Source organism: Streptomyces typhae (genome assembly GCF_009755605.1).
Lineage (GTDB): Bacteria > Actinomycetota > Actinomycetes > Streptomycetales > Streptomycetaceae > Streptomyces > Streptomyces typhae.
The window spans coordinates 448,309-462,563 of record NZ_WPNZ01000001.1 but is presented as its reverse complement, the minus strand read 5'-3'; the positions used below and the strand labels follow the sequence as shown (position 1 = coordinate 462,563).

Genomic DNA, 14,255 nt, shown 5'->3' with positions numbered 1-14,255 from the left:
AGAACATCATCGTAGGACGAGTCACGTCCTCGTGTCCGGCACCGACCCGTTCAGCAGAACGAGTGAGGGCCCCACCCCCGGCGCGAAACCGGAAGCGGGACCCTCACCCAGGCGGAGCCGGAAAGCCTAGAAGCGGCGCGTGATCAGCGCTCGCTTCACCTCCTGGATCGCCTTGGTGACCTCGATGCCGCGCGGGCACGCGTCGGTGCAGTTGAACGTGGTGCGGCAGCGCCACACGCCGTCCTTGTCGTTCAGGATCTCCAGGCGCTGCTCACCGGCCTCGTCGCGCGAGTCGAAGATGAAGCGGTGGGCGTTGACGATCGCGGCCGGGCCGAAGTACTGGCCGTCGTTCCAGAACACCGGGCAGGACGACGTGCACGCGGCGCACAGGATGCACTTCGTGGTGTCGTCGAAGCGCTCGCGGTCCTCGGCGGACTGGAGGCGCTCCCGGGTCGGCTCGTTGCCCGTGGTGACCAGGAACGGCATCACGTCGCGGTAGGCCTGGAAGAACGGGTCCATGTCCACGACGAGGTCCTTCAGGACCGTGAGGCCCTTGATGGGCTCGACCGTGATCGGCTTGGCCGGGTTGATGTCCTTGATCAGGGTCTTGCAGGCCAGGCGGTTCTTGCCGTTGATGCGCATGGCGTCGGAGCCGCAGATGCCGTGCGCGCAGGAGCGGCGGAACGTCAGCGAGCCGTCCAGATCCCACTTGATCTTGTGGAGACCGTCCAGGACGCGTTCCTTGGGGTCGATCTCCAGCTGGAAGTCTTCCCAGGTCGCGTCCGCCGAGACCTCCGGGTTGAAGCGGCGGATCCGGAAGGTGACGGTGATGAGGTGGGACGCGGCCGCGGCGTCCGCCTCGACCTTGTCCATCGTCGGAGTTGCCATCAGTACTTACGCTCCATCGGCTGGTAGCGGGTCTGGACGACCGGCTTGTAGTCGAGGCGGATCGAGTCAGTTGCTGAATCGCCCTCGCCGGTGACCTCGCGGTACGCCATGGTGTGGCGCATGAAGTTGACGTCGTCGCGGTTCGGGTAGTCCTCGCGGTAGTGGCCGCCGCGGGACTCCTTGCGGGCGAGCGCCGACACCGCCATGACCTCGGCGAGGTCGAGCAGGTTGCCCAGCTCGACGGCCTCCAGGAGGTCGGTGTTGAAGCGCCTGCCCTTGTCCTGCACCGAGACGTTCTTGTACCGCTCGCGCAGCTCGGCGATCTTCTCCACGGCCGTCTTGATGGTCTGCTCCGTACGGAAGACCATGACGTTGGCGTCCATCGTCTCCTGGAGCTCCCGGCGGATCTCCGCGACCCGCTCGGTGCCCGTGGAGTCGCGCAGCTGCTCCACCAGGGAGACCACGAGCTCCGCCGGGTTCTCCGGCAGCTCCACGAAGTCGGCCTTCGCCGAGTACTCCGCGGCGGCGATGCCCGCGCGGCGGCCGAAGACGTTGATGTCCAGGAGCGAGTTGGTGCCGAGGCGGTTGGCGCCGTGCACCGACACGCAGGCGACCTCACCGGCGGCGTACAGACCCGGGACGACGGTGGTGTTGTCGCTGAGGACCTCACCCTCGACGTTCGTCGGGATGCCGCCCATGGCGTAGTGCGCGGTCGGCTGGATCGGGATCGGGTCCGTGTAGGGCTCGATGCCGAGGTAGGTGCGCGCGAACTCGGTGATGTCCGGGAGCTTCGCGTCCAGCTGCTCCGGCGGCAGGTGCGTCAGGTCGAGGTAGACGTGGTCGCCCTCGGGACCGCAGCCGCGGCCCTCACGGATCTCCGTGTAGATGGAGCGGGACACGACGTCACGGGACGCGAGGTCCTTCATGACCGGCGCGTACTTCTCCATGAAGCGCTCGCCGTCCTTGTTGCGCAGGATGCCGCCCTCACCGCGGGCGCCCTCCGTGAGCAGGATGCCCATCCGCCAGATGCCGGTCGGGTGGAACTGGAAGAACTCCATGTCCTCCAGCGGCAGACCGCGCCGGTAGCAGGCCGCCTGGCCGTCACCGGTGAGGGTGTGCGCGTTCGACGTCACCTTGAAGAACTTGCCGGTGCCGCCGGACGCGTAGATCACGGCCTTTGCCTGGAAGACGTGGATCTCACCGGTGGCGAGCTCGTAGGCGACGACGCCCGCGCTCTTCTTGACGCCGTTCTCCTCCACGATGAGCTGGTCGAGGACGTAGAACTCGTTGAAGAACTCCACACCCTCCTTGACGCAGTTCTGGTAGAGGGTCTGGAGGATCATGTGGCCCGTGCGGTCCGCGGCGTAGCAGGAGCGGCGCACCGGCGCCTCGCCGTGGTTGCGGGAGTGCCCGCCGAAGCGGCGCTGGTCGATGGTGCCGTCCGGGGTGCGGTTGAACGGCAGGCCCATCTTCTCCAGGTCGAGGACCGCGTCGATGGCCTCCTTCGCCAGGATCTCGGCGGCGTCCTGGTCGACCAGGTAGTCGCCGCCCTTGATCGTGTCGAAGGTGTGCCACTCCCAGTTGTCCTCCTCCACGTTGGCGAGCGCGGCGGCCATGCCGCCCTGCGCCGCGCCCGTGTGGGACCGCGTGGGGTAGAGCTTGGTGAGCACGGCGGTGCGGCTGCGCTTCGTCGCCTCGATGGCGGCGCGCATGCCCGCGCCGCCCGCGCCGACGATGACGGTGTCGTACTTGTGGATCTTCATGAGTGGTTGCCTCAGCCCCGTGCCTAGCGGATGTTCGGGTCGAAGGTGAAGATCACCAGCGTGCCCAGCAGGATGGTGAACACCGTGGCGGTGTACAGCAGGCCCTTCAGCCACAGCCGCGTGTTCGGGCGCTCCGCGTAGTCGTTGATGACCGTACGCAGGCCGTTCGCGCCGTGCAGCATCGCGAGCCACAGCATGAGCAGGTCCCAGACCTGCCAGAACGGGGACGCCCAGCGGCCCGCGACGAACGCGAAACCGATCTTGGAGACGCCGCCGTCGAGGACGAGCTGGATCAGCAGGTGCGTGATCACCAGGACGACGAGGACGACGCCGGACAGGCGCATGAACAGCCACGCGGCCATCTCGAAGTTGCCACGGGTGGCCCGCGGGGTCTTCGTGGTGCGCTTGCGCGGCGCCTCGATGACGGGGGCCGGGTTGTCGACGTCGTACAGCGAGGCGCCCTCGACGGGGCCGATGCCGCTGCCGCCGGACTTCTCTACGGTCGTGTCAGTGGACATGTCTCGCCTCAGCTCCCGAAGACTTCACGGACGGCGTGGCCGAGGACCGGGTACAGCGCGCCGACCATCAGCACGACCCAGATGCCCACGACGGTCCAGAGCATCTGCTTCTGGTAGCGCGGACCCTTCGACCAGAAGTCGACGGCGATGACGCGCAGGCCGTTGAGTGCGTGGAAGAGGATGGCAGCGACGAGGCCGTACTCGAGGAGCGCGACGATCGGCGTCTTGTAGGTAGCCACGACATCGTCGTACGCCTCCGGGGAGACGCGGACGAGAGCGGTGTCGAGGACATGCACGAACAGGAAGAAGAAGATGAGGACACCGGTGACTCGGTGAGCCACCCATGACCACATGCCTTCCCGGCCGCGGTACAGCGTTCCAGCCGGCACGGAAGAACCCTCCGGGAGCGGGGATTGGGGCCGGCCGGCTTCGGCGTCGGACGAGCCCGGCCGGGTACGGTCCACCGGCCGCTCGTCATCGTATCGACGAGTTGTCGGTGACCTCGCTCCGGGTCCTCTACTGTGATCAAACAAGCAATCAAACTGGTACGTACGGGCTATTACGCCGCGAATCCGTGCCCGAAGCCGCCGCCTGTACCGCTGACGGCGGCGCGGACTGCGGGGGCGGCGGCGTCCGGAGCAGCCGGGTCAGCCTGCCCCGGGCCAGGCGCCGCAGTTCCTCGGCCGCGAGGGCGCGCTCCTCCTCCGGGTCGTTGCCCAGGCGGTCGCGGAGCGAGGCGAGCAGGTGGTCGAGGGCCTCGCTGGGGGCGACGTCGTCCAGGCAGATGACGAAGGCGTGGCCGAAGCGGCTCTCGTACGCGGCGGTGGCGGCGCGCAGCGCGGTGGCCGCGGCGCCCTGGGCGCTGCCCGCCGGGAGCGCCGCCTGCGGAGGTTCGGCGGCCAGGGCCTCGCCGAGGTCGCCCGGGGCCAGGTCGTAGGACGCCTCGTCGGCGGCGGCGAGCAGGGCGCCCAGGTCGGGGTAGGGCCGGTGGTCGGCGACGCGGCGCGCCCAGCGGCGGCTTCCGCAGCAGGTCATGAGGGTGCGCTCGGCGTCCTGGGGTGACGTCGTGTTCATGGCGTGCAGGGCGGGCGGCACGGCGCGGTGCGGCGGCAGGGGTGACTCCTCGGCGCGGAGCGGCGGATGTCGGAACTGGGGCTCGGAACTCGGACAACGCTAGCGACATGGGTCCCGGGGTGGCTGTGCGGCGCCAGGAGTTCATCCGAATGGGAGAGTTTAGCGATGTTCCGTGGACGTGCGGTGAACGCGCGGGGGTCCGCCACCGGGGCTTAGCGTGGAGGCATGGAGATGGTCGAGGTGCCGTTGTCCACCGCGGGTGCGGATGCCGCCGCTGCTGCTGCGGCCCGGGGGTGCCCGGCATGGGGCTGAGAGCGCACAGCGGTGGTCCTGACGGCCCCCGCCCGGGTGCGGGCGAGCGCCCGCCGAACCGGCGCCGCCGCCGTGTCGCGGCAGCCGCGGGAGCCCTGACCGTCACCGGTGCCGTCGTCCTGACGGCACTCCTGTGGCCCACGGGGGACGACGATTCCGGCGGGGCGGGCAAGGGCGGCCGCACGGGCGCCGCGCGCGATCCCGCGGCCGAGCCCACGCCCACCAAGTCGTACGCCCTCTCCGAGACCCCGGCCACGCTGCCCGCCGTACGCGACCACACCCCCGCGCGGGGGCCGGGCTGGCGCCCCGCAGGGAAGGGCCGCGTGGTCGTCGGGGACGAGCGGCTCGCGGGCGAGGCCCGGCTGCTCGCCGGTGAGCTGCGCCTGCGGTACGCGGGGAAGGCCGAGCCGCGCGCGGGCGACGTGCACCTGGGCCTGACGGCGAAGAACGGCGAGGGCGACGAGGACGCCGCGAACGGCATGGACGCCGAGGACGCCGCGAACGGCAGAGGCGGCAAAAACCCCGCGAACGGCCGAGGCGGCAAGGACGGCAGGAGCGCCGAGGACGACGCCGCGCACCGTGAGTCGTACACCCTCACCGTCAAGGACCGCACGGTCCGCATAGCCGCGCCCACCGACGCCGGTGTCTTCTACGGCACCCGCACCCTCAAGCAGGAGGTCGCCGACGGCCGCACCGCCCCGGAGGGCGTCGTACGGGACCGGCCCGCCAAGCCGCGCCGCGGCTTCATGATCGACATCGCGCGCAAGAACTTCTCCGCCGAGTGGATCGAGGACCGGATCCGTGAGCTCGGCGACCTGAAGTACAACGAGATTGGCCTGCACTTCTCCGACGACCAGGCCTTCCGCATCGCCTCCGACTCGCACCCCGAGGTGGTGTCCGACGACCACCTCAGCAAGGACCGCGTCCGCCGCATCGTCGGCCTCGCCGCGAGCCGCCACATCACCGTCGTCCCCGAGATCGACTCGCCCGGACACCTCGGCGCGGTCATCGGCGCCCACCCCGACCTGCAACTGCGCGACACCCGCGGCGCGGCGACGCCCGGCGCCGTGGACATCTCGAAGCCGAAGTCCGCGAAGATCGTGGACGAGCTGCTGCGCGAGTACGCCGAACTGTTCCCCGGGGCGCAGTGGCACCTGGGCGCCGACGAGTACCAGGCCCTGGTGCGCAGCGACCCCGAGGCCTCCTACCCGCAGCTCGCCGCCGCCGCGCGCGCCCGGCTCGGACCGGACGCGCGCATCCAGGACCTGGCCACGGTCTGGCTCGACGACCGCGCGAAGACCGTCGGACCCGGACGCGAGGTGCGGGCCTGGAACGACGGGTTCTTCCGCGGCGGCGTCACCGGCGTCGACGACCGCGTCGAGGTCGCGTACTGGACCGGCAAGGAGATCGGCGCCCGCGACCCCGTGGAGTACCTGCGCGACGGGCGGAAGGTCGTCAACTACAACGACGAGTACCTCTACTACGTCCTCGGCCAGCCCAACGACTTCACGTACCCCACCGGACAGCGGATCTACGAGCAGTGGACGCCGCGGGTGATCCGCGGCACCGCGCCCGTCCCCGCCTCCTACGACCGGCAGATCCTCGGCGGCTCCTTCGCCGTGTGGTGCGACCTCGCCGGGGCGCAGACGCAGGAGCAGGTCGCCCGCGGTATCCGCATGCCGCTGCGGGCGACGGCGCAGAAGCTGTGGGACGAGCGCGAGCCCACCCGGCCGTGGCAGGAGTTCGTGCGGCTCGCGGACCGCGTCGGACAGCCCGTCGGATAGTCCTGTGGATGCGCGAGAAGCCCGAGGGTTCCGGTAGGTTCGCAGGTCGCGCCGTGCCCGCGCCCGGGGAGAGGAGCGGGCGGCGCCGCTCGGCACACACCGGATCCGTGTGCTCGGCGCACATCGAATCCGTGGGGGTCGCTCCGTCATGTCGTACACGCCACCGGCCATGCCCGTCGCGCCGCCGCCTCCGCCCGGCGGGCCCGCGAGGCCCGGGGCCTGGCTGAAGTCGCCCGTCGGGCTCGCGCGCGCCACCATGGTCCTGCTCGGCGTCGGCATGGCCGTCGACGTGTTCTCGCTGTGGGCGGGCGTCGGGGTCCTCGACGTCGTGAGCGATCTGATCGACCACGGCTGGAGCGCCGACGCGGAGGACCGCGCCGACCGGGCCGACACGCTCTACGGCACGTCCGGCGTGCTCCAGGCGCTGGTGCTGCTCGTCACCGCCACCGTGTTCATCTGCTGGTTCCACCGGGTCCGCGTGAACGCCGAGGTGTTCGCCCCCGACGCGCACACCAAGGGGCGCGGCTGGGCCGTGGGCGGCTGGTTCGTGCCGGTGGTGAACCTCTGGTTCCCGCGCCGGATAGCCGTCGACACCTGGAACGCGAGCTCTCCCGGTTTCTTCGTCTCCCTGCCCGGCGACTTCGCGCCCGAGCAGCCGCGGCGGACGCTGCTCAACGCCTGGTGGACGCTGTGGCTCTGCACCGGGATCTTCGGGCAGATCGCCTCGCGCCAGTACGCGAACGCCGAGGAGCCCGAGGCGATCGAGCGGGCCGTCGTCTCGCTGCTCGCCTCCGACGTCCTGAACATCGCCGCGGCCGTCGTCGCGATCCTCTTCGTGCGCCGCCTCACCGCGATGCAGGACGCGAAGGCGCGGTACGGGCCGGGCGGCGTTCCGGCCTAGAGGCCGCGCCGCACCCGCGTACGGGCAACGACCTTGTCCGATCGGTGCTTTCGCCGCGTTTTCGGTGGCGCGGGCACCCGCCTTGTGGTCTATTCGGCCGAAAGCGGGAAAGCGTGATGCGAGCACGTCGGTAGGAGCGCGTCGGTACGAGTACGGCGAGACGAGCGCGTCGGTACGAGTACGGCGATTCGAGCACGGCGACACGAGCACAGCGGTTCGAGCACAGCGGGGGCACGGAGATGGGCTACTGGGGGTACTACGTCGTGGGCCGGAGCGAGCGACCGCTCGGTGAGCTCAAGGCGGTGGCGGGAGTACGGGACCGGCTCACGCTGCTCGACCGGCGGCCCGACGGTTGGCAGGTGTGGGAGAGCCCGGGTGACGGCACCGTCGACGTCGGCAACATGAACGTCCTCGCCCGGGAGACCGCCGCGCCCGCGCTCTTCGGCTACGTCCTCGACAGCGACAGTGTCGTCATCGAGGCGGCGGCACCGGAGAGCGGCGCGTGGACCACCTGCCTGGGCCGGGAGGCGATGGCCGGGTTCCTCCAGGGGGACGAACTGACCGTGGAGGACTACTTCCTGGAGCCGCGCGACGCCGCCGAGCGCGCCGTCGCCTGGGCCGCCGAGTCGGGCAGGAAGGTGGGGTCCGCCGTGCTCCTCGACGTGCTCACGGCGGACCCCGAGCCGTCCGCGGAGGAACTCTTCTTCCGCTTCCTCGACCGGCTCGGCGTGTTCCCGCAGTAGCCGCCCGCGGGACCGCCCGCCACAACCGGGGCGGCCGTGACGCACCGTCGTCGAATTCCGGCCGCTCTGACGCGGGAGTGACGTTCCTGCCGCTCCGTACGCAGTAAGGGCAAGTGGGGCATGCGGAGGTGCCCATCCGCGACGGGAGACGGCGTACGTCATGAGTACGAGCCCTTTGTCCAGTTCAGGTCCGCGCCCGGGTCCGCATGCGGGGGCCGGTGAGGCATGGCCTGAAGATGTGTTTCCGGGTGCTGGAGGGGCGGAGTCCGGCCAGTCGGACCTGGCCGGACTCATCGCCCGCGCCGACGAGACCGCCCTCGCCGCGAGCGGCCTGGGCTGCCTCGACCGCTGCCTGCCCCTGCTCGGCGGCACCGACCAGGTCCTGCGCCCGCTGTGGGTGAGCCTCGCGGACGGCACGGGGTGGGAGGGGGCGCTCGCGGAGGTGCGGCGGGGGTTGCGGGACGCGGGGGCCGCCCCTGACTCCGCCCCCGGTTCCGACTGCGGTGCCGCCGCCGTCCTCGCCCGGAGCATGCTCGACGCCGTCCCCGCGGCCCGCTCGGCAGGCGCCCTGCGCTCCTGGGCCGACGCCTGCTCGACCGCGGCCCTGCGCGTCCACCGCCTCCTTGACGCGGGTGACGGCGGCATGACCCCCCTGGTCGCCGCCGAATTGCGCCGCCAGATACGGGTCCTTGAACTCCTCGAAGCCGACGGCGACGCCGTCACCGGTGGCCTGCGCCAGGTCCTCGACGTGTCGACGGAGGGGCGCCGGGTGCTGCGCGCGGTGGTGTCCAGGTCGCGGCGGTCGGAAGTACGGGCGGGTTCGGACGGCGCCTAGACTTGGTGCCGCCGAGCCTCCGGGACCGCCGAGTCGCCTGAGACTGCTGAGGTGCCCCGAGGGTTGTACGGGGCGGGACCGGAGCAGCACGTGACGTATCCCGCACCGCGCCGATGTGACAACCGCGTGGGCCGCCCCGCAGGGTTCATCAGACACGTACATGAGAAACGCATGAGGACGTGTGGGAACGCGTCGGGGCGACGGCGGGAGAGGTGGGGGTCGTGGGGCCGAGAAGGATACGCGGGGTCCGGGGCGGGCGTGGCGGGCGACGGGCGTGGGTGCGGGGTGCGACCGCCGTGCTGGCGGCCGCCTCACTGGCGTCCGGGCTCACCGCCTGCGGGGGGCGGGAGAAGCCGGTGCGGTTCGAAGGCGGCGTCTTCACCGAGCGGAAGCCCGCCGACCGGGCGCGTGGCGAGGCCCTCGCGGCCGAGGGCATGGGGCTGCTCCAATCGGCGGACTCGCTGCGCATCGTCGTCGAGATGGAGCGGGGTCCCGCGGCCGGGGGCACGAGGCGCTCCCAGGAGGTGGGCCTGCATCTGGACCGGGACGGCAACTGCGCGGGCACCTTCGACGCCGGGAACGGTCAGCGCGGTGACCTGATCATGGTCGCGGGCGGCGCGACGTACGTGCGGTTCACGGAAGACTCGCTGGAGGCGATGCGGACGATGGCGCGGGCCCGCGGCCCCCAGGCCCTGGCGACCGTCGAGGAACGGATCGCGCTCGTCCGCGGCAAGTACATGAAGCTGCCCGCGGGCGCCGGCGGCAGGAGCGGGCGCGCGGTGCCCGGGGCGCAGTGCGACCTCGACACGATGCTCAGGGAGCTGGACGGCGGGGAGGACACCTTCGACGGCCAGGTGCGCGCCGAGGCCGCGACGTACCGCTACGGGAAGCACGTCATACCGCTCGTCGACCCGAACGCCGGCGGGGGCGAGGCCAACGCCATGTACGTCGCCGCCGAGGGCAAGCCCTACATCACCGCTCTCGTCATGAACGAGGACGGCAGGCGGATGACGATGCACATGTCCGACTACGGCAAGCCCGTGGAGGCCCACGCCCCTCCGGCGGCCCAGACCGTCGACGCGAGCGAACTCGGCGGCCCGGCAGGGGCGGACCTCTTCGAGGTCTGACCGGCACCACCGCAGGGGGTCCCCGCCCGGCCTGCGCCGAGCGCTCGGGGTGAGCGAGCGGCCGGGGCGCGACCTCCGGCCCGACCGCGCCAGACCGCCTGTCGAAGCGCACTGTCGAAGTACCCTGTACTCACTGCACGGCTTCTCCCCGGACCTGGTCGACCTGGCGGACCGTCGCGACGACCTCCTCTTGGTCGATCTGCCCACTCTCTACGGCAGTTGATGCCGAGCACCGAACGACTTTTCCCAGGCCCGGATTCAACTCCGCCGCGCGATCCAGTAGGTCCTGCCGTGTGAGCTCATCGCCTACGCCCATGGGGCAGTGGCGCGGCCTCGGCCGGATACTGGCCACGCGGTTGGTCACGGCGACGGGTGGGCCCCGCATCGTCCCAGGCCAGAACCGAAGGCGTCGTGGAGACGGCCGGGGCCGCCACCCCCCACAGGAGAGGCCCCGGCCGTCACACGGTACGAACCGCGTGGCGGTCCGTACTCCCTTCTGCGTCCCGGGTGCGTTTTCTGTCACACCGCATCGCGTCACCCGCTAGTTGCATGTTGTACAAACATGGACGTGCACCCGTCGCACGCCGTAGCGTGCAGTTTCGCGCCGCGTCGCGACCCACCGACGCGACCGCCGTCCGGACCCACCACGAGCGGCACAGCGGCGCACGACCGCGAGATGACAGACCCGTGAGAGCGGCGCCTCGCCGAGGCGCAGAGGGGCACGCAGTGCAGGGGGAGGACGACGCTGAGCTGACCGCCGCCGTGCTTGCGGCACAGGACGGGGACGAGACCGCGTTCCGGACTGTGTACCGCACCGTGCACCCGCGGCTGCTCGGTTACGTACGTACGCTCGTCGGCGACCTCGACGCGGAGGACGTCGCGTCCGAGGCGTGGCTGCAGATCGCCCGCGACCTCGACCGGTTCAGCGGTGACGCGGACCGCTTCCGCGGCTGGGCCGCGCGCATCGCCCGCAACCGCGCCCTCGACCACATCCGGATGCGCGGCCGGCGCCCCGCGATCGGCGGCGACGAGACCGAGCTGACCGGCAGGCCCGCCGACGCCGACACCGCCGGCGAGGCGATCGAGTCCCTCTCCACCGACGCCGCCCTCGCCCTCATAGCCCAGCTCCCGCAGGATCAGGCGGAGGCCGTCGTGCTGCGTGTCGTGGTCGGCCTCGACGCCAAGAGCGCCGCCGATACGCTGGGCAAACGTCCCGGAGCGGTCCGTACGGCCGCCCATCGCGGGCTCAAGCGGCTCGCCGAACTCATGGGCGCGGAAGCGCCCGCCCAGGGGCGCGGACTCGGTGCCGTTCCCCCGCAGCCGGACCCGCACGGACGTGCTGTGCCGCCGTCCCCCTGTGTGACGCATTCGCGTACGCGGACGCAGAAGGACATGTGATGGCCGACGAGCAGTACAAGTGGCTGGACCGTGACGCGGCGGAGCGATTGCTCCGCGGCGAGCGGCTCGAAGGCATCGGTGATCACGAGCGTGAACAGGCCGAACGCCTCGCCGAGGCGCTCGTCGCGCTCCGCGCGCCCGTCCTCCCCGCACCCGCAGCCCAGGCCGGAACCGCCGCCTCGGCGGAGCTTCCCGGCGAGGCCGGGGCACTGGCGGCGTTCCGTGCGGCGCGCGGGGATGCGGTGGCATCGGGTGCCGCGGGGGGTGTGCCGGGTGTTCCGGGTGTTCCGGGTGTGTCTGGTGCGGCCAGCACGGCCAGCACGGCCAATGTGTCCCGTGCGGCCAGTGCGCCCCGTGCGGCCAGTGGGTCCGGTGCGGTGCGTGAATCCGGTGCGCCCGGTGTGACGGCGACGGCTGGTGTGGCTGCCGTGCCCGGTGCTGCCGGAGTCGTGGATCGGCCCGGGTACGTCGCCAAGGCTGCCAACGTTGCCAAGGGCGCGAGTGACGCCAATAGCGCCAATGACGCCAACGGTGCTAACGCTGCTGATGGAGCGAACGGCGTGAACGGCGCGAACGGCATGCACAGTGCAAAGTCCGCTAACGGCGCGCACAGCGCAAACGCCTCGGAATCCGCAAATCGCCCCACGAGCCACGTGAACGCCGCGCACCCCAGACCCGAGGCCGCCACCGCCCCGTCCGGCGCCCCCGCGCCCCCCAAGCCCCCCGGCGATCAGTCCGTCCGCATCGGGCGCACCGCCGCCGGGCGCAGGTCGGTCCGCATTGGGCGCCCCGTGCGGTTCGGGGTGGCCGCGGCGATGGCAGCCTGCATGGTCGGTGGGGTCGCCGTCGCGGCCGGGACCGGGGTGATCCCCTCGCCGTTCCAGCGGAGCGAGCAGGGGCCCGCGACCAGCGCCTCGCCGGCGGAGACGCCGCAGCGGCCGCTCTCGACGCCCTCCGGCGACGTCGTCGCCCCGCCCGACGACGTCCCGGACGACGTCAGCTCCGCCCCCGAGGACGAGCCGTCGAAGCCCCCGGAGACCAGTTCGCCGCCGGAGAACTCCGAGGCCCCCGACGCCGAGCCCGACGGCGACTCCGGTGGCGGCCAGGAAAGCATCGACAAGCCGCGGAAAGACCCGGACGCCGGGACCGACACCGGCAAGGACAAGGGCCGGGGCCAGGACCGCGGCGACACCAAGAAGTGGTTCAAGCGCGTGGTCGCCGCCTGCCGCGACTACCGCAGCGGCGCGCTCCAGGGCGACAAGCGGCGCAGCCTGGAGGAGGCGGCACGCGGCGCCGAGCGCGTGCGTACGTTCTGCGATCGCGTCCTCGACGGCGGCAAGGGCAACGGAAACGGCAAGGGCAACGGCAACGGCAACGGAAGCGATAACGGCAAGGGCAACGGCAACGGCAACGGTGGCAAGGACGACGACCACCAGGGCGGTGGGGACAACGGCCCCGGCCAAGGACAGGGCGGCGGCCATCAAGCCCCGCCCGCCAAGCTCCCCGCCCCGCGCCCGTCCGCCCCGTACAGCGCGCAGCCCGTCCGCTGACACCACCCGACGCGTCCGGCGGTTTCCGCCACCCCGGTCGAGGCGCGCGCTCCGCACCCGGGCCGGAGCACGCGCTCTCCGCCCAGGCCGAAGCGCCCCCACCCAGGCCATGTGACCCAGACCGCACCGCCCGGGTGTGACGTTTTCCGACCGGGTGGCGCAGTAAGAAGTGAGCCGACTGGTCATCGGCTGCGCACGAGCCGGGGTTCCCCCCGTACCTACGGCTCCGTGCCACTGGCGCGGGCGGAATACGTTCCCCCGATTCCGCCCGCGCCCTCAACTCCCGAAGGCGCCGCGCCAGGCTCCCGCCGCTGTCCGGTTTCCGGCCGCCGAGCGGCCGCCCCGCTCACTTGTAGACGACCACCCGGTCCCCGTCCTTGACCTGCTTGAACAGGCGGGCAATGCCCTCCTTGTCGCGTACGTTCACACAGCCGTGCGACGCGCCGTTGTAGCCGCTCGCCGCGAAGTCGGACGAGTAGTGCACGGCCTGGCCGCCGCTGAAGAACATGGCGTACGGCATCGGCGTGTCGTACAGCGTCGACACATGGTGGCGGGACTTCCAGAAGACACGGAACTCGCCCTCGCGCGTCGGGGTGTACTCGGAGCCGAAGCGCACGTCCATCGTGGACCTGACCTTGCCGTCGATCATCCAGGTCAGGGTGCGGCTGTCCTTGCTGATGCACAGGACGCGGCCGGTCAGACAGCGCCGGTCGGGCTTGGCTGGCGGCATGCCGCCGTCGGGGTACAGCTCGTACCGCGACGGCTCGCGCGTCATCGCGCGCAGCCGGGACCAGGTGCGGGTGTCGGTCGCGCCGGTGGGCAGCAGGCCCCGCTTGCCCTGGAAGCCCGCGACCGCGGTCGCCGTGACGGGCCCGTACGTCCCCGTCGGGTTCTGCCCGAACCAGCCGATCTGCCGCAGCCGCGCCTGGAGCTCCCGCACCTTCTTGCCCTGCTCGCCGCGGGCCAGGACGACCGGCCCCGGCTCGGGCGGGGGCGGCGGCGCGCTGGTGCGCGGCGGGGGCGGCGGTGTCGAGGTCGAAGGGGTGGCCGGAGCCGGGGGTGGCGGGTCCTCAGTCCGGGCCGACGCGGGCAACTCCGCCCGCGACACCGGGGACTTCATCTTCTTGAGCTTCTCCGTCCCTTCCGTCCCCTCCGTCGGCGAACTTCGCGGAGTCGGCACGGAGTTGTCCGAAGTGGACCGGGCCGATGGCGAATTCTCGTCGCTCCCGGCCGTGTCGACGGCCTGCGCCGTGCACCCGCACGCCAGGGCGAGGGCGGCGACGGCACCCGCCGCCGCCCGCCCCTTGGCTATCGCGCCCCTGCTCATCGCTTCTCCCATGTCGCGCCATGTCGCGGAACTGG

The 14,255-nt window shown here is 71.8% G+C and carries 13 protein-coding genes; 7 read left to right on the top strand and 6 right to left on the bottom strand.

What is annotated here, in order from left to right:
• Positions 1–126 precede the first annotated feature (126 nt).
• From GPA10_RS01970 to GPA10_RS01950, 5 genes are all read right to left on the bottom strand, one after another.
• Complete coding sequence (locus GPA10_RS01970) at positions 127–888, bottom strand: succinate dehydrogenase iron-sulfur subunit (RefSeq protein ID WP_157163925.1); 762 nt, start codon at positions 886–888, stop codon at positions 127–129.
• Positions 888–2,651, bottom strand: a complete 1,764-nt coding sequence (sdhA, locus tag GPA10_RS01965; RefSeq protein ID WP_058848246.1) for a succinate dehydrogenase flavoprotein subunit — start codon at positions 2,649–2,651, stop codon at positions 888–890. Before sdhA ends, GPA10_RS01970 begins: the two co-directional genes overlap by 1 nt.
• 23 nt (positions 2,652–2,674) lie before the next feature.
• Positions 2,675–3,169 (bottom strand): succinate dehydrogenase hydrophobic membrane anchor subunit, encoded by a 495-nt coding sequence (locus tag GPA10_RS01960; RefSeq protein WP_058848247.1) that lies wholly within the window; start codon positions 3,167–3,169, stop codon positions 2,675–2,677.
• Positions 3,170–3,177: 8 nt separating this feature from the next.
• Entirely contained in the window at positions 3,178–3,558 is a 381-nt protein-coding gene (sdhC, locus tag GPA10_RS01955) for a succinate dehydrogenase, cytochrome b556 subunit (RefSeq protein ID WP_078965447.1), read from the bottom strand.
• Between the two features lie 148 nt (positions 3,559–3,706).
• The gene (locus tag GPA10_RS01950; RefSeq protein ID WP_157163924.1) at positions 3,707–4,243 is read right to left on the bottom strand and encodes a 2-oxo-4-hydroxy-4-carboxy-5-ureidoimidazoline decarboxylase; all 537 of its coding nucleotides are present in this window, start codon (positions 4,241–4,243) and stop codon (positions 3,707–3,709) included.
• Between the two features lie 302 nt (positions 4,244–4,545).
• On the opposite strand from GPA10_RS01950, the gene GPA10_RS01945 reads away from it, so the two are divergent.
• The 7 genes from GPA10_RS01945 to GPA10_RS01910 all read left to right on the top strand — a co-directional run bounded on the left by GPA10_RS01945 (position 4,546) and on the right by GPA10_RS01910 (position 12,893).
• Positions 4,546–6,339, top strand: coding sequence for a beta-N-acetylhexosaminidase (locus GPA10_RS01945; RefSeq protein ID WP_198351481.1), 1,794 nt, complete (start codon positions 4,546–4,548; stop codon positions 6,337–6,339).
• A gap of 148 nt (positions 6,340–6,487) precedes the next feature.
• Positions 6,488–7,240, top strand: coding sequence for a DUF4328 domain-containing protein (locus GPA10_RS01940; RefSeq protein ID WP_157163923.1), 753 nt, complete (start codon positions 6,488–6,490; stop codon positions 7,238–7,240).
• 239 nt (positions 7,241–7,479) lie between these two features.
• Positions 7,480–7,983, top strand: coding sequence for a hypothetical protein (locus GPA10_RS01935; protein WP_157163922.1), 504 nt, complete (start codon positions 7,480–7,482; stop codon positions 7,981–7,983).
• A 238-nt stretch (positions 7,984–8,221) separates the two neighbouring features.
• Positions 8,222–8,818, top strand: a complete 597-nt coding sequence (locus GPA10_RS01930; protein WP_343040197.1) for a hypothetical protein — start codon at positions 8,222–8,224, stop codon at positions 8,816–8,818.
• Between the two features lie 296 nt (positions 8,819–9,114).
• Positions 9,115–9,945, top strand: a complete 831-nt coding sequence (locus tag GPA10_RS01925) for a hypothetical protein (RefSeq protein WP_157163921.1) — start codon at positions 9,115–9,117, stop codon at positions 9,943–9,945.
• A 726-nt stretch (positions 9,946–10,671) separates the two neighbouring features.
• Positions 10,672–11,343, top strand: coding sequence for an RNA polymerase sigma factor (locus tag GPA10_RS01915; RefSeq protein ID WP_107450245.1), 672 nt, complete (start codon positions 10,672–10,674; stop codon positions 11,341–11,343).
• On the top strand, positions 11,343–12,893 hold the full coding sequence (locus tag GPA10_RS01910) for a hypothetical protein (protein ID WP_157163919.1): 1,551 nt from the start codon (positions 11,343–11,345) through the stop codon (positions 12,891–12,893). Before GPA10_RS01915 ends, GPA10_RS01910 begins: the two co-directional genes overlap by 1 nt.
• A 346-nt stretch (positions 12,894–13,239) precedes the next feature.
• Here the strand turns inward: GPA10_RS01910 and GPA10_RS01905 are convergent, their stop codons facing one another.
• Entirely contained in the window at positions 13,240–14,220 is a 981-nt protein-coding gene (locus GPA10_RS01905; protein WP_246258612.1) for a L,D-transpeptidase family protein, read from the bottom strand.
• Positions 14,221–14,255 lie beyond the last annotated feature (35 nt).